This is a genomic window from Deltaproteobacteria bacterium (assembly GCA_019309545.1).
GTDB lineage: Bacteria > Desulfobacterota > Desulfobaccia > Desulfobaccales > Desulfobaccaceae > Desulfobacca_B.
Genome location: JAFDGA010000006.1, coordinates 53,594 through 74,178, shown reverse-complemented (window position 1 = coordinate 74,178; position 20,585 = coordinate 53,594). Strand labels below are relative to the sequence as shown.

The window sequence follows — 20,585 nt, the reverse complement described above, 5'->3', positions numbered from 1 at the left end:
ATAAACAGAGCTTTTACCCCCTACCCTTTCCGGGCATATTTCCAGGCCAGGTTAAAATAAGTTCGGGCCAGCTCTTGAGCCGCCTGGCGGGCCACGGGCTCCTGCTCCTGCTGTTCGGCGGCAAAGGCATTGATCTTGCCTCTAATATAAGCCCGGTAGCATTTATAAAAATTCACCAACCCCAGGATATCTGGATCATCTGCAGCGTTGGCAAAATTCTGGATAAAATAAGCGCTCAGGTCCCGAAAACTATGGAAATCCAGATCCATAGCTAGAAAACTAATATCGGCAACTATATCGCCGTAGCGAAAACGCGGGTTAAATTCGATGCAATCAAAGATGTAAATATCATTGGCCAGACAGATATTTCTCATGTGCAGGTCGCCGTGACAATCGCGGATCCGACCTTGCCGGATCCGCTCTGCAAAGATCGCTTCCTGGCTGGTCATGAAACCCCAGGCATAAGCGACGATGTCGCTGAAGGCCTCCCGCGACAGAACCGAACTGATATATTTTTCGGTGCGGGCGAAATTTTCTTCATGATTATAGGCAATCAGCGTTAATTCGCCGAATTTATTGATGCGCGGCCCGGTTTCGGCTCGCTGGTAAAATGGTACCAGTTTGTTAATAATGCGGTCCATGGTCTGGAAAGTCAATTCGTGGCGCGCGGCGACCTCATCCATCATCTGCTCCTGGGGCATACGCCGCATTTTCAGGGCATATTCCAAAGGTGTGCCTTCGCCCCCGATTTGCACTCCTGAACCTCGGGCCACTATCGGCAGGACCTCCAGATAGATCTCCGGAGCCAGGCGGCGATTCAGAATCAATTCCTGATTAAGAAAATAATGGCGTCGCCTCAGGGTGGTAAAATTGAGGAAACCCAAATCCACCGCTTTTTTTACCTTGTAGGCATGGTGATCGGTCAGAAAGACCAGTGAAATATGGGTTTGAATCAGGTCTACCCGCTGGGTCGGCTCGAGATAGGCCTGAGGATCCAAAAGTGCGGTGATAAGGTCCATTTAACTCATTATAGTCCAAAAATTGGTCTTTTTTCAAGGCAGTTTCCTGGCAGCCGGCCATGTCTCCCAATTGCCCTGGTTGCAGAAAATTATTATAATCTAATTAAGAATCCAATACCAAGGGTAGTATGGCGCTTTTGACAAGTCAAAACGCGGTGTTCTCGCCGTTTTGCCGGATGTAAGGTCGTTCCCCACGTCGCCATCGCCAAAGTTCAATCTTGACGTCAGGGCGGTTTTTGTGCTACCCCTGGTAACCATGCTAACATAAGGGCTGTCTGCCCAGGAGAAAAAATGCCTGAACAGAAAAAGATCTGGAGTTATGCGGAAGACGATGAATCATCCAAGATTGCCATTCCGGAAGAGATGCCCTTGCTGGCAGTCCGGGATGTGGTAGTCTTTCCCCAAATGATTCTGCCTCTCTTTGTGGGGCGGGAAAACTCGGTTCTGGCCATCGAGGCCGCCTTGGCCAAAGAGCGCTTTATCTTTTTAGCCACCCAACGGGATCCTGCGGTTGACCAGCCGAGCTCAGAGGAGATTTATCAGGTAGGTACGGTCAGCCTGATCATGCGGGTATTGAAACTTCCTGACGGCCGCCTCAAGATACTGGTCCAAGGTCTGAACAAGGCGCGTATCCGTTCCTTTTTGAAGGAAGAACCCTATTATGAAGTAGCCGTCGGTCTGCTCACCGAAACCCCGGTAACCGAAATTTCCATCGAGGCCGAAGCGCTGATGCGTAATGCTAGAGAAATGAGCGAGAAAATACTCTCCCTCAAAGAGATCCTGTCTCCCGAGCTGATCTCTGTTCTGGATTCCATCGAGGATCCCGGCCGCCTGGCGGATCTGGTAGCCTCCAACCTCCATTTGAAGATCGCGGAATCCCAGGCCATCCTGGAGGAAGGCGATGCCATTCGCCGGTTGATCAAGGTTAACGATTACTTGCGGCGGGAACTGGAAGTCTCCACCATGCAGGCCAAAATCCAGTCGGAGGCAAAAGAGGAGATTGACCGCACCCAACGGGAATATTTTCTTCGAGAACAACTCCGGGCAATCAAAAAAGAGCTGGGCGAAATCGATGAACGAGCCGAGGAACTGGAGGAATATCGCCAAAAGATCATCCGGGCCCGGATGCCCCGCGAATCTGAAGAGGAGGCTTTAAAGCAGCTTTCCCGCCTGGAGCAGATGCATCCCGACGCCGCCGAAACCTCCATGGTCCGCACTTATCTGGATTGGCTGGTGGAATTGCCTTGGAACAAAAGCACCCGCGATAAGCTGGATCTGAAAGAGGCCAAGGCCATCCTGGATGCCGACCACTATGATCTGGACAAAATTAAGGATCGCATTCTGGAATATCTCAGTGTGCGCAAACTCAATAAGAAGATGAAGGGGCCGATCCTCTGTTTTGTCGGTCCTCCGGGGGTTGGCAAGACCTCCTTGGGGCAGTCTATTGCCCGGGCCCTGGGTCGGAAGTTTACTCGTATTTCACTGGGCGGCATCCGAGACGAAGCCGAGATCCGGGGACACCGGCGGACCTATATCGGCGCTCTGCCCGGGCGGATTATCCAGGGGTTGAAAAATGCCGGCTCAAATAACCCGGTGTTCATGATGGATGAAATTGATAAAATCGGCCAGGATTTCCGGGGCGATCCGGCGGCGGCGCTGCTGGAAGTATTGGATCCGGAACAGAACCGGACCTTTAGCGATCACTATCTTAATCTGCCCTTTGATCTGTCCAAGGTGATGTTCATCACCACCGCCAATCAGGTCGATCCCATTCCTTCTGCCCTGTTAGACCGGATGGAAATTCTGCGGCTTTCCGGCTATACCGAAGAGGAAAAACTGGAAATTGCCAAGAAATATCTGTTACCTCGCCAGTTAAAGGAAAATGGCCTAAACCCCTGGGACTTGGAGATTTCTCCGGCGGTGCTGGCGGAATTGATCAACCGTTATACCCGGGAAGCCGGTCTGCGCAACCTGGAACGGGAGATTGGCAGCCTGTGCCGCAAAATGGCCCGACGTATTGCCGAAGGTGAGCAGGGACCCTTTACCATTACCAAGGCTAATATCCACCGGTATTTAGGGCCGGCCCAGTATCTGCCCGAGGCGGAGCAGGATAAAGATGAGGTGGGGGTAGCTATCGGCTTGGCCTGGACTGAATTCGGGGGTGAGACCCTCTTTATTGAAGCCAGTCTGATGAAGGGCAAAGGGCAATTGACACTGACCGGCCACTTGGGGGAGGTAATGAAGGAATCGGCCCAGGCGGCGCTAAGTTACGCCCGGGCCCGTTCTGAGGTTTTCAATCTGGAGGAAGATTTCTACGAAAAGCTGGATATCCATTTGCACGTCCCGGCCGGTGCCATCCCCAAAGATGGTCCTTCCGCCGGGGTCACCATGGCGACGGCGCTGATCTCGGCCCTGACCCGAATTCCGGTCAGAAAGGATGTGGCCATGACCGGCGAGATTACCTTGCGAGGCAAGGTCCTCCCCGTCGGCGGCCTTAAAGAAAAGGCCCTGGCGGCGCTGCGGGCCCAGATCAAGAAAATAATTATCCCGGCGGCCAATAAAAAAGATCTGGTGGAAATCCCCAAAAACATTAAACGTCGCATTAAATTCGTTCTGGTCGATAACATGGACCAAGTGCTTCAGGAGGCACTGGCTTGCTCTCCCTTCAGCAAGGATTACAAGCGTCCGGCTCCTTCCACCCGTCCAAAGCCTCGCCGTCCTGGAGCGGTGCCTTCATAACCGGAAAGTAGGGAGTTCCCTTGGAACCGGGTCACTGGTTTAAATGGGTTGCTCTAGGAATATTATTGGGTTTTTATGGTTTCTTTGCCACCGCTGAAACTTCGCTGTTCTCCTTAAGCCCTCTGATTCGCCTTAAACTCAAGGAAAAAAGCAAACCCAGCGGCCGGTTGATCGAGACTCTGTTGTCTCGGCCGCAACGGTTGCTGACTTCCATCATCATTGGCAATGAAACCGTAAACATTCTGGCCTCGGTGCTAGCTACCTCCCTGGCTCTGGATCTCTGGGGCCCCCAGGGCAAATGGCTGGCTTTACTGGTAATAGTTCCGGCCATGCTGTTGTTTGGGGAAATCATCCCCAAATCCATTGCCCTCACCTACCCGGAGCGTTTGGCCCGGTTGGTCGCCTTACCCCTAACCGTGGTTTTGCCGCTTTTAACCCCCTTTAGAGTAGTGCTCCTTCGGCTGAGCCGCAGCCTCATGACCATCCTGGGATGCCGCCCGGAAACCCAGGTCACCCTGGTCAAAGAAGAAGATTTCCTGCGTATGGTGGAAGAGAGTCACGAAGCTGGATTGATCGCCCCCCTGGAGCGGGAGTTTATCCTGAATCTAATGGCCTTCGGCGATATCACGGTGGGAAAAATCATGGTTCCCCGCACCGATATCTTCTCCTTGCCAATTAATCTGCCCTCCGCCGACCTGATTCAGGCCATTAAACGCTCCAGGTTTTCCCGGGTCCCGATATATGGGCAAAATCGCGAGGACATCCTGGGCATTCTGCATGCCAAGGACCTGCTGGCCCTCTCCCCTGGCAAACAATGCGACCGGGCCTGTATCAAAAAATTGTTACGGCCGCCTTATTATGTCCCGGAAAACAAGCGGGCCTTTGATCTGTTGAGCGAACTCCAGGTTCAAAAACTGCGCCTCTGTCTGGTGGTCGATGAATATGGCAGCCTGGCCGGGTTGGTTTCCGTTGAAGATTTACTGGAAGAGTTGTTCGGCGAAATCGAAGACGAGTTCCAGCGTTCTGGTAAGCTTTTGGATCAGTTAGCACCTGGGGTCTATCTGGTCAGGAGTCGGTTGCCGGTGGCCGAATTCAATAACACCACCGGTTTAGACCTGCCGCTTGAACCATCTGATACCATGGGAGGATTTGTGTTCAACCTGTTCGGGGAATTACCCCGGGAAGGGGACGTCATCTCTTACAATGGCCTGGAATTTGAAGTCCTACGCATGAAAGGCACCAGGATTATTGAAATCCTGGTATCTGTGGTAAAACCATGATTGTTTGGGCCGTATTGGTGATATTTGTGCCGCTGTTGCTGCTGGAGGCCTTTTTCTCCGGTTCGGAGATTGCCCTGGTGGCGGCCAACCGGCGTCGGTTACAGCACCTGGCTGATAAAGGCCAGCCCGGGGCCGCCCTGGCCCTTAAGTTACTGAACAAACCCGACCGGCTCTTTGCCACCACCCTGGTGGGAGCGAATCTGGCCGAAATTGGCAATACAGTGCTGGTGACGGCGCTGTTGATCGAATACCTGGGTTGGCGGGGGGAAATAATTGCCATGCTGGCCCTGCCTCCCCTGATTCTGCTGCTGGCCGAGATCACCCCCAAATCCATTGCCCGCCAGCGCCCTAATCGCCTGGCTCGACGTCTGAGCCCGATTCTCCTGGTGGTCTCCTGGCTGATCTATCCAATTACCATGATCTTTGCGGCTCTTAGCCGGTTTGTCCTGGTCCTGACCGGCGCTCCCCAAACCAGTCCGGTTCCCTTTGTTACGCGGGAAGAACTGCAAATGGTGGTTAAAGTCAGCCGCCCCGAAGTGGACTTGAAAGGCGAGGAACGGGCCATTATTCACCGCATTCTGCACTTCAGTCAAATTACCGTCAAGGAGGTCATGGTCCCCTTGATTGAAGTTGCGGCAATTCCCGAAACCTTCCTGGTTTCCCAGGCCCTGGCCGAGTTCCAGCGCACCCATTTTTCTCGACTGCCGGTCTATCGTCAACGCATTGATAATATTATCGGGGTATTGCATAGCTTTGATTTACTGGGCGAACAGCCTTCCTCCCGGGCCATCAAACCCCTGATTCGGGGGGTAGAGTATGTCCCGGAAATCAAACGGGTTGACCAGTTACTGGGCGAAATGCAGCGCATGGGCCAGCATCTGGCAATAGTGGTAGATGAATACGGCGGCGCGGTGGGCGTCGTCACCATCGAGGACCTGTTGGAAGAGATCGTCGGTGAAATAGCAGATGAGTTTGACCAGGAAATGCCGCCCTTCCAAAAGCTCTGGGAGGGCGTCTATCTGGTCAACGCCCGGATGGAGATTGAGGCACTGAATGAGGCCCTGGGGCTTGGCTTACCTCACGGCAATTATGATACTTTAGGCGGTTTTCTAATCAACCAACTGGGCGATATTCCCCGTGCCGGCGATCGCCTACAATTTCAAAACCTGACCTTTATTATCCGCAGCGCCACGGTGCGAGCCATCAAGGAGGTCGAAATCCATGTCAAGCCCCCCACCCCGGCCTCCTGAGCGACTGGCCTACTTTGACTGCTTTTCCGGGGTGAGCGGGGACATGACCCTGGGGGCCTTGATCGAGGTCGGTCTTGATTTTGAGGAATTGTCCGAGATCTTAGCGGGGCTGGGACTTACCGGTTATACCATTGCTGCTAACCGGGTGACCAAACATCACCTGACCGGCACCAAAGTTGATATCCGGTTGACCTCTCCGCAACCCCACCGGACCTATCCAGACATTGTCAGCCTGATTACCGCCGCACCCTTGCCGCCACCGGTCCAGGAATTAAGCCAGGCGATCTTTCGTTGTCTGGCTGAAGCCGAGGCCCGGGTGCATCAGCAAGCCGTGGAGCAGGTGCACTTTCATGAAGTGGGGGCGGTGGACTCGATTCTGGATGTCGTGGGAGTGGCCTATGGCTTCTGGGCTTTGGATTTAAACCAGATATATGCCTCGGCCCTGCCTCTGGGCCAGGGGCTGATCCGCTGCGCCCATGGGCTGCTGCCCAATCCCGCCCCCGCCACCCTGCTGTTGCTAAACGGCGTGCCGGTCTATGGCACGGAAATTAATGCCGAACTGGTCACTCCCACCGGAGCTGCCATTTTAAAGGGAGCTTCGGCCCGGTTTGGCCCCTGTCCAGCCCTGACCGTCGAACAAGTAGGCTACGGAGCCGGCACTCTGGATTTGCCCTCGCAGCCCAATCTGTTGCGTTTACTGGTGGGGCGGCCGACTGTAACCCCGGCCCTGGGACACACCGAGCGGGTGCTGGTGATGGAGACCCATATTGATGATCTGCCGCCGGAATTATATGAACATCTGATGGCCGCCCTGTTTGCCGCCGGCGCGCTCGATGTGGCCTACGCGCCGCTCCAGATGAAAAAAAACCGGCCGGGCATCCGGCTGACGGTAATCGCGCCGCTGGCCCGCCGAGGGGAGATCATCGAGACCCTGTTTCTGGAATCCACCACCCTGGGAGTGCGGCTCATGGAGGTGGAACGGGTGGTCGCCCAACGCTGGAGCGATACTATTGACACCCCTTACGGTCCCCTGCCGGTAAAGGTGACCGAAATCAGGGGGCAACGTCGTCTTTTGCCCGAATACGAGGCCTGCCGCCAAATGGCCCAGAAACATCATCTGCCGCTGCTCGAGGTCTATCGGCTCATTCCATCGAGTATTTGATCTGACACCCTTAGGGTTTCCTGGCGGGTGGGGATAGTTTAATTTCACGCTCGGACGCCAAGAGGTAGAAAAGATTGGTCTTGCCAAAGTCAGGCAAATGAGGAGATTATTTTTAACTGGTGGCGATTAGAAAAACCCCGACGCAGGTTATGACAATACCCGCCATCCGGGCCAGCGTAACCGCTTCGCCAAACAGGCTCCAGGCCAGGAGGGCGGTAAATACATAGCCCAGGCTGATCAGAGGATAAGCATAACTGACCTCGGCCTTGGCCAGGACAATAAGCCAGATCATAAAGCCTATCCCATAACAGAACAGTCCCATAATGACATAGCGACTGGTGGCGGCCTTAAAAAAAACGGGGTAGAGGTTAGCGAGCGACAGATCGAAATTACCGATGCGGGTCATGCCGTGCTTAAGCAGTAACTGGCCGGAGACATTGAATATTACATCAACCAGAATCAGGAGCAACACATAAAGACGGATCATCGCGACAATCCTTTTGAGAAGAAAATCCAAAGATCCCGGCAGCTAAGATGCCGAGGTTAAAAAATTAATTGGCTAGTATCTATAAATCTTGGGGTTTTTTCAAGAATTTTTTCTGGTTCTGAGAGGTAATGAACATTACTTTTGGTTTCGGGCTGAGTCATATCAGGACAGGCAAACCATAGAGTTGACGATCATGGGCCTGTTTCTCTATTTGGGACAAGAAACCGTTTGGGACCGCCTGGATCCCCGCACCAAGCTGGCCCTGTTGGGGATCAGCTTTATCGTGGTGCTCCTGCCCCAGCAGCCGTTGGTGGTGGCGGCCGCGGCCCTGGTCATCTTTCTCCAGGCCGGGCTGGCTCGGGCCTGGCAGAATCTGGCCCGCATCAAAGGATTATTGCTCACTTTATCGATCTTAACCATCCTCATCTGGTCCTTGGTGGCCGGAGGCCCAACGCCGTTGGCATTTGGGGTAACGGTGGAATCCCTGGCTTTTGGAGTTGCTACCGCCCTGAAGTTAGTCAGTATGCTGGTGGCTGGCCTGGTCTTATTATCCACCACCCGGGTGGAAGAGATTTTTCTAGCCCTGGTGCGGCTGCGATTACCCTACCCGGCGTGCTTTGCCTTTGCCATGGCCCTGCGCTGGGTGCCGGAGGTGTTTGACACTGCGCTCCGGGTCAAGGAAGCCCAGCAGGCCCGAGGTCTGGCTCTGCAAAGCGGCGGTTGGTGGTTACGTCTGAAACGTCATATCCCCTTGCTGGTGCCGATATTCCTGTTGACCCTGCGCCGCAGCCAGACCATGGCCTGGGCCTTGGAGGCCAAAGGCTTTAATTGCCAGCCCCGGCGCACCTATTGGCTTGATATCCAGTTTACTAGGAGAGATTTTCTAGCCCTGACTCTGGGGCTGCTAATTTTAGGGGGATTTATCGGTTTGCACCTGGCTGGAATGGACCGCATTCCCGGCCTTAAACTTTAATCCAGGAGGTTTAAATGGTTGACGCAGTAAAACTGTTACACCGCTTATCAGATGCCTTTGGCCCGCCGGGTGGCGAGGAGCCGGTAGCGCAGTTAGTGATGGAATATCTGGCCCCCTGTTGTCAACTCTCCCGGGACGGTCTGGGATCGGTAATGGCCGAAAAACCCGGCCGGCAAGAACGCCCCCGTCTCATGCTGGCGGCCCATATGGACGAAGTCGGGTTCATGGTGCAAAATATCACTCCCCAGGGCTATCTGTGCCTCCAGGCCTTGGGTAGTTGGGTACCTAGTCTGGTCCCCGGACAACGGCTGATGATTCAGGGTTCAAAGGGATTGGTGGAAGGGGTGGTGGCCACCATCCCACCTCATTTTGTCCGAAACGACCAAAAAGAAGTTAAGATTGAGGACCTCTATCTGGATATCGGGGCCGGTTCGGCCCAAGATGTCCGGGGCCTGGGGATAAACCTGGGGCATCTGATTGTTCCGAAAAGCGGTTTTGCCGTTCTCAATCAGGCCTATTTCCTGAATAAGGCCTGGGATGATCGGGTCGGGGTGGCCGCTATGGTCGCCGCCCTCCTCCAGCTTAAAGAATCGCCTCATCCCAACACGGTACTAGCCGTGGCCACGGTGCAGGAAGAAGTGGGTAGCCGCGGGGCCGCCGCCGCGGTCGAGCTTATCCGCCCGGACCTGGCGATTGTCCTGGAAGGCACCCCGGCGGATGACTACCCGGGACTGACGGCCGATTCCCCGCAAGGGGCCCTGGGCCATGGCTGTCAGATCAGGCTGTTTGATCCCAGCATTATCGTTCCCCGTTGTTTTGCAGAATGGATCGTGGCTGTAGCCGAACAACATCAAATCCCTTATCAATTGGCGGTCCGCCGCGGCGGTGCCACAGATGCCCGCGTCCTTCACCTGGCCCACGGCGGCATTCCAACCCTGATCCTAGGAGTGCCGGTGCGTTACGCCCACAGTCCGGCCGGGATTATCTACCGGGGCGATTTCGAAGCCCTGGTGGCCTTGCTGGTGGCTTTGATTCAGGAACTGACCCCGGAAATCGCCCAAGGCTTAAGATTTAAGACCTCTGCCCGGAAGGCAGGGCCTTAGGATCCGCCAATGCCAACTTATCTCCTGATCATTGAGGCTAGGCAGCCGACCCTGGTCCAGATCGGGGCACGAGGCACGGTGTCGCTGGCAGCGGGCTACTACCTGTATGTCGGGTCAGCCAAACGGGGGTTAACGGCCCGGATCGCCCGCCATTACCGTCAGGTCAAAAAGCGCCACTGGCACTTGGACTATCTGCTTTCTCGACCAGAGTTCCAGATACTTGAAGTCTGGCTCTCCGATTCACTGCCGGAATGTGATCTCGCCAGGACTATGTTGGCCCGACCAGAGGTTTGGGTGCTTAAGCCCGGACTGGGGGCCAGCGACTGCCGCTGCCCGGCCCACTTTTTGGTTTATCAGGGGAATTTACGTTCCTTGGAAAGATATTTGCCAAAATTGGGTCTTTATCTTTATGTAGGTAAACGAGTTAGCTTAGGAATGTGAGACAGTGACCAGGAAAAGTCCGGCCTTGATGATCTTCCTCTGATATCCCGCAGATAACAGCCCTGGTACACACTCTCTTAATTAATTAAATACTTTACATTAATCTTGTTTCAGTGTAGATATTGTGTTAATATTAAAAATATGTAATTTGGGTGGGGTAGACCAAGGGGTCAACGTTACTTTTCCAAATTTTGTTTAAATCCGTTTCTTAGTAATATAACGGTGGATAACTGAAAATTTAAGGCCTAATCGGGGGGCAGGGTCGATGGCTGGAACCCAAGGCAGAACCGCCAGACGGATCGGCTGGAAGCAACGCTGGACGGCTGCCCTGGTAGTGGTGTTATTTAGCGTTACCCCGGCTAGCAATCAAATTTACCGCTATACCGATAGCCAGGGCACGGTTCATATTACCAATGTTGCGGCATCGGAACCGGCCGGGACGACAGCTACATATCATCTGGCGAATCCGCCGATAATGAGGTCCGCGGCTTTTGTTGATTCATTTCAGTCTGAGCCCGGGCAACCATATCCCCATACCAAGGTCCCGACCACCGCTAAAATCACTAAACATATCGATAAGAGCGGCGTCATTCGCATTACCAACCGGAGCGGGAACACCATCCCCTCATCCGGTCAACAAACCCAACTGGAGGAGGCCCGGCAAAAAATGGGGGTCGCGACCACGGGGGCGGTTCCCCCCCGGCTAGCAGGATCGTTATTAACCGAATCCAGTAGAGTTTTATCGGCTGCACGAGGACATATCCATTGCCGCCGGGACAGTCAGGGAGTGTTCCATATTTCCAATTCGCCGCCTCTTGCAGTGGCCAGGGCACCAGTGCCAACGCTTGAGAACAACTATTCCCGCCATACCATTGCCACCCAGCCTCCCGGCACTGATATGACCCAATGGGCCAAACTTTCTCCGACCCAAGCCCTGGCAGAGATAATGCAACAACTCCCGAAATCCATTGGCAGATCATCTCCACAGATTCGGGCTGTCCTGGACCGGCAAGGTATTCTGCGGGTCAGCAATGTTTTCCCCTCAATGCTAAACCCTGGCCCCCGGGGGCTGACCTTGCCCCAACCAAAGTCCCTTCCGGCGTTGGAACCTGTAATTCGAGAGGCCTCGCAGCGCTATTACCTCCCGATTCCTTTGATCCAGGCCCTCATAAAGGTAGAATCAAACTTCGTACCCGAGGCGATATCGCCCAAGGGAGCTCAGGGGCTTATGCAACTCATGCCAGCTACGGCTACTTATTTAGGTGTTAAAGACCCCTTCTGTCCCCGGGAAAATGTCCTAGCCGGGTGTCTGTATCTCAGGCTTTTGCTAAACTACCTCCATCAATCCCTACCTTTGGCTTTGGCCGCCTATAATGCTGGCTATCAGCGGGTTGTCACCGCCGGCTACCGGGTGCCCGATATCAAGGAAACCAGAGAATTCGTCACCAGGGTAATCGGACTTTACCTGCATTACGAAAAGCTGCGGCAATGGCCCTGGAAACACGGGGGAATCTGATAGCCGACGATATTTACCATCGTATGCAGTTTAGGAACACTTCTAAATCATAGGATGACAATCTTTCCCCAATCTTCCCTTAAATGAGGTTTCAGCAGTGACTGTCCCGTTGAATAGCGATACCGGTTTAACACCCCCGCCCACCAGTCTTAAAGAATGGGGTCCGGTAGAACAATTTCCCGGCCTATCGGTCCGTTTTTTAAAAGAAGCCCGTAGCTTACCGATCCGAAGGGAGGGTGATCGCATCCTACTGGCCATGGCCGACCCCAGCGACCATGAGACTCTTATGGCCCTGGAGGTGGCCCTGGGCGCACCGTTAACCCTGATCTTGGCTCCTGAGACCGAGATCTTAGAGACCATCGAAGCGATTTATCAACCCGGCAGTCCCATGTCCCGCCTGTTGGGTGATATGGAGACTGAGGTGATAGACGAGGGTCAGGAAGAGAGCGCCGAGATCGGCCACCTGCGGGACAAGGCCCGGGAAGCCCCGATCATCCAGTTGGTGAACATTATTTTATTACGGGCCGTCGAAATGGGGGCCAGCGATATCCATCTGGAGCCCTTTGAGAACATTTTCCGGGTGCGCTACCGCCGGGACGGTATCCTCTATGAAGCTGAATCTCCTCCCAAGGGTTTACAGGCTGCGGTTATTTCCCGGCTCAAGATTATGGCCCGTATGGACATTGCCGAACGCCGCTTACCCCAGGATGGCCGCTTCGGTCTGAAAGTCAAGGGTCAGGAGATTGATGCCCGGGTTTCCACTATCCCCACTTTCTTTGGGGAAAGTATGGTGATCCGTATTCTGGACCGGGAGCGGGTCATTTTGGACCTCAACCGCCTGGGATTGCCGCTTTTGGTATTCAACCGCTTTGACCGGATGATCCATAAACCGCATGGCATGATTCTGGTCACCGGGCCCACAGGCAGCGGTAAAACCACTACTTTATACGCCGCCCTGGAACGGATAAATTCTCCTGAGAAAAAGATCATCACCATCGAAGATCCAGTGGAATATCGCCTGCCTGGGATCAACCAGGTGCAGGTCAAACCCTCCATCGGCCTCACCTTTGCCCGAGGCCTGCGGCACCTGGTACGTCAAGACCCGGATATTATTCTGGTGGGGGAAATCCGGGACCAGGAGACCGCTGAGATCGCCATTCACGCGGCCCTCACCGGCCACCTGGTGTTCAGCACTCTGCACACCAATGACGCGGCCGGGGCTATCACCCGCATGTTGGAGATGGGCATCGAAGATTATCTGTTGGCTTCGGCGGTCATCGGTATCCTGGCCCAACGCCTGGTTCGCCTGATTTGCCCCCATTGTAAGACGACGTTACCGGTTGATGCTGGTTTGGAGCAGATTCTGATGGAAAACTCCGTGGATCGACCAGAAAGCCTGTTCATGGGGCAGGGTTGCCTGAACTGTGCCCATACCGGCTACCAGGGCCGGACCGGTATTTATGAACTGCTTGAGGTAAATGAGACCATCCGCCAGCTGATTCTGCGGCAGGCCGATGCCGCCACCATCTACCAAGTGGCCAAACAGCAAGGAATGCAAACCCTGTCCAGCGATGGTTGGACTAAAGTGGCCGCGGGCCTCACTACCAGCCAGGAAGTGTTGAGGGTCACCCAGGAGTAAGGGATGCCTATTTTCTACTACCGGGCCACAGATCCTACCGGTAATATCATCCAGGGCAGCCTGGAGGCACGGGAAGAGCGACTGGTAGTACAGCATTTGCAACAGGGTGGCTTGATACCCTTACGCATCACCGGGGAAGCGGAAACCCAGGGGTGGAAGAAGCGGCTGCCGGTGGGCCGCCGGCGCATCTCCCTTAATCAGGTGCTCCACTTCACTCAGGAACTGGCGGCGCTCCTGAAAGCTGGGCTGCCGTTGGACCGGAGTTTGAAGGCCCTGCTCGTGGTAACTAAACGACCAGGGATGCAAGCCATACTCAGCCAGTTGCTCCAGGACCTGCAAGGCGGCAAGGCATTATCCGAGGCCCTCGGTCGCCATAAGGCCTTCTCCCCCCTTTACCTCAGCGTGGTCCGGGCCGGGGAGACCGGTGGTTTCCTGGAAGTGGCCTTATCACGACTGGGTGATTATCTGAGGACGGTTACCGAACTTAGGGGCTACCTGTTTTCGGCCCTCATCTATCCGGCCATCCTGGCCATAGTGGGCAGTCTGTCGGTGGTGGTCATGCTGGTTTATGTGGTCCCCCGCTTCGAACTCTTTTTTCAGGAGATGGGGCAAGGCCTTTACTGGTCGACCAGGTTATTGTTATGGTGCAGTCAGGGTTTCCGAGCCTACTGGTGGCTGGGCGGGCTGCTTACCGTCCTAGCGGGTTTAGTGGCGATCCGCCTGAGCCGCACCTCCCGCGGGCGATTGTTGCTGGACCGACTCAAGCTGCAGGCCCCGCTGGTGGGCAGCCTCTCCCGGCAGGTAACCGCGGCTTTTTTCGCTAAGACCCTGGGCACCTTGTTGAATAATGGCGTTCCGCTGGTGGCCGCGCTCCAGGTGGTGGTCGATACGGTGACCAACCGCTATCTGGCCCAATCCTTCTCCGGGATCCTGGAAGAGGTCAAAAAAGGACAACCACTTTCCGTACTATTGAAAAAGACCGATGTCTTCCCGGAACTGTTTTTGCAGATGATTGCCATCGGGGAGGAGACCGGCCATTTATCAGAGATGCTGCTCTCGGCGGCGGACTCGTTGGAGACCGAGACCCGGGCCGGGGTGCGGCGTTTATTAGCTTTGCTGGAGCCGCTGCTGATATTGACCATGGCTCTGCTGGTGGCGTTCATCATTGTGTCATTACTGTTACCTATTTTAAACCTTTACGAAGTCTCGTTCTAAGGAGGGCTGTTTATTTTGACCAAAAAAGACCGTCGAGACTCTGGTTTTACCTTGATCGAGCTTATGATCGTGCTTTTTATTCTGGGCCTGTTGGCGGCTCTGGTGGCCCCCCGCTTGATGGGTCGGGTAGGAAAAGCCAAGGTAAAGACCGCCGCCACCCAGATGCAGCTTCTGGGTACCGCCCTGGACCTGTTTTATCTAGATATCGGCCGTTATCCCACCGAGGAGGAAGGCTTGCAGGCTCTTTATCAGCGTCCGTCCAATCTGGCCCAGTGGTCCGGGCCGTATTTGAACAAAGCGGTCCCCAAAGATCCCTGGGGAAATGATTATATCTATAAATTTCCGGGCGAGCATGGTCCTTATGATCTGATATCTTTAGGAGCCGATGGTTCCCAGGGTGGAGAGGGTGATAATCAGGATATTACCAATTGGCAGGCTGAGGAGACCAGGTAGTCTAGACCATCGCCGATTTCCCGGGGCCGAAGGCGGCTTTTCCTTACTGGAACTGATGGTCGTCCTGATCCTGATGGTAATGATCATGGGCTTGGTGCTGCCCGGACTGAGACGGAGCTGGGAAAAGGAGAAGACCCGTGGCAGCCTGCGGGAGTTGGCGGCCACACTGCGGGCAGCGCGCAGCACCGCGGCGACAGAGCGCCAGCGGGTCCGGGTTTTTTTTGACCTGCAGGCCGGGCGTTATTGGGTGGAAAATATCCCCCGCCACGGAGCGTGGCCGTCCCAATTGCAGGTTGCCGACGCCCACCTGGTGTGGCAAAACCCAACCTTACGCCAGGGATATATTGCCTTTTATAGCGATGGCAGTTCCAGCGGCGGCCGGCTGGAGCTTTCCGACCCGGATGGCCGGCGCTATCGCCTCGATGTTAAGGTGATCACCGGACGTGTCAGGCTGGGTTCATAACATTGGTCCGCCGGATGGGGCTCAGGCGGAGGTGGTCATCATAAGCAACTGGCAGTCCCGTCCACTTTCAGGGGAAAGGCGCGGCAGGATTGGAGAAGCTGGCTTCAGCCTCTTGGAGGTAATGGTGGCCACGGCCCTGATGGCCCTGGTCATGGTAGCCATTCTGCAGGTGTTAAGCGCCGGGCTACAGGCCCAAGACGCAGTCCAACGCCGAACTTATGCCCTTCTGGTCGCTAACAAGGTACTCCAGCAATACAGTATCCAGGAATCATTGACTCGCGGCCGTCATCAGGGCCGAGAAGGGCCTTTTACCTATCAGGTGCAGATAACACCACAATATCGGGTTTCCCACAAGATATGGGATTTCGAGGTAATCTGCTATCATTTGCAAGTCAGCGTTTCCTGGGAAGAGCGGGGCCGGGCCAAGACCCTGGCGCTGCAGACCCTGAGATCCATGTGCCGCCGCAAAAAGTCATGATGCGGGCCGGTCCGCGAGCAGGTCCGGGAAACTCTGGGTTTACTCTGCTGGAACTCATGGCTTCCCTGGTACTTGTGAGTCTGTTAAGCCTGGTGGCCTACGCGGCCTTAAACTTGAGTTTGAAGGCCACCCGCCATGCCCAGGACAAAGTAGAGGCCTTACAGGAACTGCGGGTGGGTACGCGTTATTTGGAACGCACCCTGTCCTCGGCCGTCCCTAAAGCCCTGTACACCAAGAACCGATTGTATTTTGACGGGGAGCCACAAGCGATAAAATTTCTTACCACGGTGTCCCTGGAAGCCCACAATCTGGGGGGGCTATATCACATGCGGGTTTTTGTCGGCCGTGATGCATCTGGTCAAGGCTGTTTGGCCCTGGAGCAATCTAAAATTGTCAACTGGCGGCAGGACCGCGAAGGAGTGGAGGTAAGGCAGATTCTGATCAACAACATAGAGGGCCTGCGGTTTACTTATGGGCTGGGTTCAAAAGAGTACAGCACCTGGAACGGGCTGCGTGATGGACGCTTGCCGGATCGGGTGCTAATGCATCTGGCCTTGCCGTGTCAAGAAACCAGAACCTGGCAGATTCCCATTCATGTTGCCGAATTCCAGTCTAAACCTGAATAACCCTCCCCGGCGCTGCCCTCCGGCCTCAGAAGAAGGGGTGGTGCTGTTGCTGGTGATCTGGATTCTGGGCCTGATCAGTGTGGTAATCCTGACCGGGGCTTACGAATGGCGCAATGAAATTAAGTTAACCGCCAATTTTCAAGAGTCTTGCCAATGCCACAGTCTGGCCCAGGCCGGAGTGCATTACGCGTTAGGGAAGCTAGTGGAGCTTAAACTGGCCGAGGCGGCAATAATGGAGTCGCCTACGGCTTCTATTCCAGCGGGGACCTGGCGGGGCGATCAGAAGCTTCATATTCTGGAAATTGCAGGGGGCCGGGTGGAGGTCCGGGTAGCTGATGAAGGCGGAAAGATCAATCTCAATCTGGCCGATCAGAAAATCCTGGGCAAATTATTCGCTGCCTTGGGCTACAAGAAAGCGTCTGGCCAGTCCCTGGTTGCCGCTATCATGGACTGGCGGGACACCGATGCCCTGACCAGGCCGCAGGGAGCGGAAAGCCCCTATTATCTCCGCCTTAATCCTGCTTATCCTGCCAAAAACACCGGATTTGATGTGGTGGAAGAACTGGGTTGGGTGAAAGGCCTGGGGTACAGCCAGTTGCTCCCGCATTTAGCGGATTACTTTACGGTTAATAAAAATGGTCCCGAAATCAATATCAACACTGCCTCCCTGGAGGTTCTGCAGGCCATTGGTTTTTCCCGGCCCCAGGCCACCCGGATAAGTATGGCCCGGCAGGAAAAATCCTTTCGCCTTCCCAACGAGGTGGCGGCAGTGGCTGGGGCGGTGGCATTTCAACGCCTAGAAAGTTTGATCGGCTTTGAAACCTCGCCTTTTTTTACAATTTTATCTAAGGGTATGGTAAAAAACCAAAAATCCTGTCATACTATCAAGGCAATAGTCAGCATTGATTTAGGTCAGCCGGTTCCCTGGGCCATTGTCTACTGGGCCGACGATTATCCGGACTGACATATTTTTAGGATGGATAAACCTGATATGACCTGGACCAAACCTCAATGGTGGCAGACAATTTCATCTGAGCTGCTGACCGGCACCCAAAGCCTGGGGGCCTATCTGGACCGCTCCGGCCTTACTCTGGCCCATGTGGAAAAGGGTCTGTCGGGATTGGAACTGCGTCATCTGGCCTGCCTGCCCTTGTCACCTGGGGGGTCGGAGACCTGGTCAATTAACCTTCAAGCCATTATCACGTCGTGGAAGTTGCAATTTTGCCCGGTGAGCCTGGCGGTCGGCCGGGAATTGGGTTTTATTAGACAGGCAATACTGCCCCGGGCCGTAGCGGAAAACCTCTCCCAAGTGGTACAATATGAGCTAGACCGTTTTTTTCCGTTTCCCGCCGACTCCCTTTACTTTGATTTTCAGGTGATAAAAGAGACGGATACCGAGGTTCAACTGCTGCTGATGGGGCAGCCGCGGGAGCCGGTGGAGGACTGCCTCAACTTGCTAGAACAGGCGGGCTTGAGAACCATTACCGTGGAGCCGGAAATAACCGCTACGATAAATGCCTTTGGCACCCTGGTGAAAAGATTGCCCGCTTCCTGGCTTGTGTGGCGCACTGATTCCGAGGGTTTTGAGCTCATTCATCTCGAAGGGCGACGAATTCGAGCCTATCGTCAGGTTCGGTTAGCACCGACGGAAAAAACCGTCCCCCGGCTACTCGCCGAAATCGATCGTCTTCGAGAACAGGGGGCAATGCCCGAAGCTTTATGCCGGTCTGGGTGGGAAACGCCAGAAGCTGACCTCAATCCCCTCACGGAGGGGCACGAGCTCTCGATAATTAACCCAGATCAACTCCAGGTTAAAGGTCTGCCTGCGGCCAGTGACCTGGGGGGGGGCCTACCGGCTTTGGGTGCGGCCCTCCGGGGTCTGAGGAAAGTCCCCCTGCAAACCAATCTCCTCCCGGAAACCGAGAGGTCCAAGGTAAAATTAAGGGGACTTTTTCTCACCAAGATATTACTGGTGGTCCTGATCGGTTTAAGCTGCTTATGGGCTGGAAGCCTGATGATTCATAAGCGGGTCCACCTGTATCAGACCAATCGCCTTCTGGCCCGTCTGGGGCCTGAAACCCGCCAGGTCGCCCGGCAATTGAGCGAAAGCCAGGAAATGGCGAAAACTCTGGAAAGTCTTGAACAACGGCTGGAGCAATACCCTCGAAAACTTAATTTGCTGAAGGAGTTGACCAACTTAATTCCTGAAAACACCTGGCTTTTTTATCTGAAATGTAACGAACGGCAACTGGAAATGGGGGGGGTCTCCCGATCAGCGGCAGACCTGATTCCCCTGATGGAGCAATCCGGTTGGTTTACCAAAACCGAATTCGCCTCTCCTATCGTCACTGATGCTAATGGACGCGAGCATTTTAAAATTAAAGCAGAAATTAAGGTCCTGGGGATGGGATCTTGATAAATTGTCCGATCAGCAACGGCGCCTGGCCTGGGGACTGGGCGGACTGCTGCTGTTTATCGTGGTTATCTTTGGGATCATCTTTCCACTGCTGGATATGAAAAATGATTGGGCCCAGGAGCTGGAAAAAAAACAACTAATGCTACGACATTACCAGAATTTGTTGGCAGAGCAAAGCAGAGTGGCCCAAGTCCACCAAACACTAAACGACGCCTTGACCCAGGCCGAGACCAAATTTCTTTCCGGGAGCAATCCTGCGGTGGCAGCCGCTGATCTTCAGGAAATCCTCAAAACCCTGTCCGGCGACCAGGGTCTTAAGTTGATCAGTATAAATGTGTTACCTTCTCGGGAAGCCGGGTCTTATCTAGAAGTGCCGGTCCAGGTGCAACTTTCGGCCAACATTGAACAATTACTGAAATTTCTCTACTATCTGGAACATCACCGAAAGCTTCTGTATCTCACGCAATTAGAGATCAACGCGGCCCGCAGCCATGCCTTGTCACGGCGGGCCAGTATGTTGCGAGTCAGCATGGAAATTGCCGGGGTGATCAAGCGGGAGTCCAAGGGATGATCTGGCGCCAGGGTCGCATCTGGGATATTTTGTTATTAGTGGCAAACGCCCTGTTGCTGGGGGCCATCATCGGGGTCTGGAGCGGTGAAACGACGCTGCCCGTCAAGGCCAATGCCAAAGCCGGGGTGGCTGTGCCCCAGGTTCCGGTCCTGGCCGATAAGCAGCCGCTGAGTGCTTTTCAGATAGTCCAGACCAAAGACCTGTTCAGTCCCCAACGCATGGCGTTTCATCTCTGCCCTGATCCGAGCAAAGGTCAGGCTACTCTAGAGGGCGGCAAACTCCAGGGAATCATCATCATCGGCCAGGAAAAGGCGGCTATCATCAGTTCGCCTGATTCCAGGGGGCGACCCCAGGTTCAGGTAGTCCGCCAAGGTGAGGAATGGCGGGGCTTCAAAGTAGTGGAAATCTGTACAGAAGCGGTGCTGTTCCAGGGAAAAGGGATTAGCAAAACTCTAACCTTCCCAACCCCCCTGGTGCAGTCTCCGCGGGGTTCAGCACTGAGGGGAGGGCCGTCCCTGGAGAGTGAGGAACCTGAAGTACCGCCCGAAGAAATGGTGGAGCCCGAGGGACTCCAAGAAGAAATTGCCCCAGAGGAGATGTGGGAGGAAGAAGTGATCGAGGATTCGATTTAACCAGATAATAACAAGTTGCGATCAAAGAGCTAAAATGCCTCCTAACCCTCGCCCTCTCCCCCGCCAGCAGGGGAGAGGGGATAAAGGATAAAATTACTCATTTGAAAGCTAATCGGTATAAG

20 protein-coding genes are annotated in these 20,585 nt (G+C 54.6%); 18 read left to right on the top strand and 2 right to left on the bottom strand.

Annotated elements, in window-relative coordinates; genetic code table 11:
- Positions 1–20 precede the first annotated feature (20 nt).
- Positions 21–1,019, bottom strand: a complete 999-nt coding sequence (locus JRG72_03170; protein ID MBW2134225.1) for a hypothetical protein — start codon at positions 1,017–1,019, stop codon at positions 21–23.
- 291 nt (positions 1,020–1,310) lie between these two features.
- On the opposite strand from JRG72_03170, the gene lon reads away from it, so the two are divergent.
- The 4 genes from lon (at position 1,311) to larC (ending at position 7,450) form a co-directional block, all read left to right on the top strand.
- The gene (lon, locus tag JRG72_03165; protein MBW2134224.1) at positions 1,311–3,758 is read left to right on the top strand and encodes an endopeptidase La; all 2,448 of its coding nucleotides are present in this window, start codon (positions 1,311–1,313) and stop codon (positions 3,756–3,758) included.
- Between the two features lie 65 nt (positions 3,759–3,823).
- Positions 3,824–5,038: an HlyC/CorC family transporter gene (locus tag JRG72_03160; protein MBW2134223.1), complete on the top strand. Its 1,215-nt coding sequence runs from the start codon at positions 3,824–3,826 to the stop codon at positions 5,036–5,038.
- Positions 5,035–6,288 carry an HlyC/CorC family transporter gene (locus tag JRG72_03155; protein ID MBW2134222.1) on the top strand — a complete coding sequence of 418 codons (1,254 nt, stop codon included), beginning with the start codon at positions 5,035–5,037 and terminating at the stop codon, positions 6,286–6,288. Before JRG72_03160 ends, JRG72_03155 begins: the two co-directional genes overlap by 4 nt.
- Entirely contained in the window at positions 6,260–7,450 is a 1,191-nt protein-coding gene (gene larC, locus JRG72_03150) for a nickel pincer cofactor biosynthesis protein LarC (protein MBW2134221.1), read from the top strand. The genes JRG72_03155 and larC overlap by 29 nt, the downstream gene beginning before the upstream one ends.
- A gap of 112 nt (positions 7,451–7,562) precedes the next feature.
- Here larC and JRG72_03145 read toward each other — a convergent pair whose 3' ends face one another.
- Positions 7,563–7,937, bottom strand: coding sequence for an EamA family transporter (locus JRG72_03145; GenBank protein ID MBW2134220.1), 375 nt, complete (start codon positions 7,935–7,937; stop codon positions 7,563–7,565).
- A gap of 184 nt (positions 7,938–8,121) precedes the next feature.
- Between JRG72_03145 and JRG72_03140 the strand changes: the two genes are divergently transcribed.
- From JRG72_03140 to JRG72_03075, 14 genes are all read left to right on the top strand, one after another.
- Positions 8,122–8,910 (top strand): energy-coupling factor transporter transmembrane protein EcfT, encoded by a 789-nt coding sequence (locus tag JRG72_03140; GenBank protein ID MBW2134219.1) that lies wholly within the window; start codon positions 8,122–8,124, stop codon positions 8,908–8,910.
- Positions 8,911–8,924: 14 nt separating this feature from the next.
- A complete protein-coding gene (locus tag JRG72_03135; GenBank protein MBW2134218.1) occupies positions 8,925–10,013 on the top strand; it encodes a M42 family metallopeptidase in 1,089 nt (362 codons plus the stop codon).
- A 9-nt stretch (positions 10,014–10,022) separates the two neighbouring features.
- Entirely contained in the window at positions 10,023–10,454 is a 432-nt protein-coding gene (locus JRG72_03130) for a GIY-YIG nuclease family protein (GenBank protein ID MBW2134217.1), read from the top strand.
- Positions 10,455–10,719: 265 nt separating this feature from the next.
- On the top strand, positions 10,720–11,970 hold the full coding sequence (locus JRG72_03125; protein MBW2134216.1) for a transglycosylase SLT domain-containing protein: 1,251 nt from the start codon (positions 10,720–10,722) through the stop codon (positions 11,968–11,970).
- 109 nt (positions 11,971–12,079) lie between these two features.
- Positions 12,080–13,609: a type II secretion system ATPase GspE gene (gene gspE, locus JRG72_03120; GenBank protein MBW2134215.1), complete on the top strand. Its 1,530-nt coding sequence runs from the start codon at positions 12,080–12,082 to the stop codon at positions 13,607–13,609.
- Between the two features lie 3 nt (positions 13,610–13,612).
- Positions 13,613–14,824: a type II secretion system F family protein gene (locus tag JRG72_03115; GenBank protein MBW2134214.1), complete on the top strand. Its 1,212-nt coding sequence runs from the start codon at positions 13,613–13,615 to the stop codon at positions 14,822–14,824.
- 15 nt (positions 14,825–14,839) lie between these two features.
- Entirely contained in the window at positions 14,840–15,277 is a 438-nt protein-coding gene (gene gspG, locus JRG72_03110) for a type II secretion system major pseudopilin GspG (GenBank protein MBW2134213.1), read from the top strand.
- 55 nt (positions 15,278–15,332) lie between these two features.
- The gene (locus JRG72_03105; GenBank protein MBW2134212.1) at positions 15,333–15,740 is read left to right on the top strand and encodes a GspH/FimT family pseudopilin; all 408 of its coding nucleotides are present in this window, start codon (positions 15,333–15,335) and stop codon (positions 15,738–15,740) included.
- The gene (locus JRG72_03100; protein MBW2134211.1) at positions 15,721–16,218 is read left to right on the top strand and encodes a prepilin-type N-terminal cleavage/methylation domain-containing protein; all 498 of its coding nucleotides are present in this window, start codon (positions 15,721–15,723) and stop codon (positions 16,216–16,218) included. The genes JRG72_03105 and JRG72_03100 overlap by 20 nt, the downstream gene beginning before the upstream one ends.
- Entirely contained in the window at positions 16,197–16,844 is a 648-nt protein-coding gene (locus tag JRG72_03095; protein ID MBW2134210.1) for a prepilin-type N-terminal cleavage/methylation domain-containing protein, read from the top strand. The genes JRG72_03100 and JRG72_03095 overlap by 22 nt, the downstream gene beginning before the upstream one ends.
- Positions 16,813–17,808 (top strand): general secretion pathway protein GspK, encoded by a 996-nt coding sequence (locus tag JRG72_03090; protein ID MBW2134209.1) that lies wholly within the window; start codon positions 16,813–16,815, stop codon positions 17,806–17,808. Before JRG72_03095 ends, JRG72_03090 begins: the two co-directional genes overlap by 32 nt.
- A 27-nt stretch (positions 17,809–17,835) precedes the next feature.
- Positions 17,836–19,260 carry a pilus assembly protein PilM gene (gene pilM, locus JRG72_03085; GenBank protein MBW2134208.1) on the top strand — a complete coding sequence of 475 codons (1,425 nt, stop codon included), beginning with the start codon at positions 17,836–17,838 and terminating at the stop codon, positions 19,258–19,260.
- Between the two features lie 4 nt (positions 19,261–19,264).
- The gene (locus JRG72_03080; GenBank protein ID MBW2134207.1) at positions 19,265–19,831 is read left to right on the top strand and encodes a hypothetical protein; all 567 of its coding nucleotides are present in this window, start codon (positions 19,265–19,267) and stop codon (positions 19,829–19,831) included.
- On the top strand, positions 19,828–20,463 hold the full coding sequence (locus JRG72_03075) for a hypothetical protein (GenBank protein ID MBW2134206.1): 636 nt from the start codon (positions 19,828–19,830) through the stop codon (positions 20,461–20,463). The genes JRG72_03080 and JRG72_03075 overlap by 4 nt, the downstream gene beginning before the upstream one ends.
- Positions 20,464–20,585 lie beyond the last annotated feature (122 nt).

Coding starts and splice junctions, on each gene's coding strand:
- JRG72_03090 (MBW2134209.1), top strand. CDS start 16,813: ATGTTGCCGAATTCCAGTCTAAACCTGAATAACCCTCCCCGGCGCTGC.
- JRG72_03130 (MBW2134217.1), top strand. CDS start 10,023: ATGCCAACTTATCTCCTGATCATTGAGGCTAGGCAGCCGACCCTGGTC.
- JRG72_03115 (MBW2134214.1), top strand. CDS start 13,613: ATGCCTATTTTCTACTACCGGGCCACAGATCCTACCGGTAATATCATC.
- JRG72_03135 (MBW2134218.1), top strand. CDS start 8,925: ATGGTTGACGCAGTAAAACTGTTACACCGCTTATCAGATGCCTTTGGC.
- larC (MBW2134221.1), top strand. CDS start 6,260: ATGTCAAGCCCCCCACCCCGGCCTCCTGAGCGACTGGCCTACTTTGAC.
- JRG72_03125 (MBW2134216.1), top strand. CDS start 10,720: ATGGCTGGAACCCAAGGCAGAACCGCCAGACGGATCGGCTGGAAGCAA.
- JRG72_03155 (MBW2134222.1), top strand. CDS start 5,035: ATGATTGTTTGGGCCGTATTGGTGATATTTGTGCCGCTGTTGCTGCTG.
- pilM (MBW2134208.1), top strand. CDS start 17,836: ATGACCTGGACCAAACCTCAATGGTGGCAGACAATTTCATCTGAGCTG.
- JRG72_03170 (MBW2134225.1), bottom strand. CDS start 1,019: ATGGACCTTATCACCGCACTTTTGGATCCTCAGGCCTATCTCGAGCCG.
- lon (MBW2134224.1), top strand. CDS start 1,311: ATGCCTGAACAGAAAAAGATCTGGAGTTATGCGGAAGACGATGAATCA.
- JRG72_03145 (MBW2134220.1), bottom strand. CDS start 7,937: ATGATCCGTCTTTATGTGTTGCTCCTGATTCTGGTTGATGTAATATTC.
- JRG72_03075 (MBW2134206.1), top strand. CDS start 19,828: ATGATCTGGCGCCAGGGTCGCATCTGGGATATTTTGTTATTAGTGGCA.
- JRG72_03105 (MBW2134212.1), top strand. CDS start 15,333: ATGGTCGTCCTGATCCTGATGGTAATGATCATGGGCTTGGTGCTGCCC.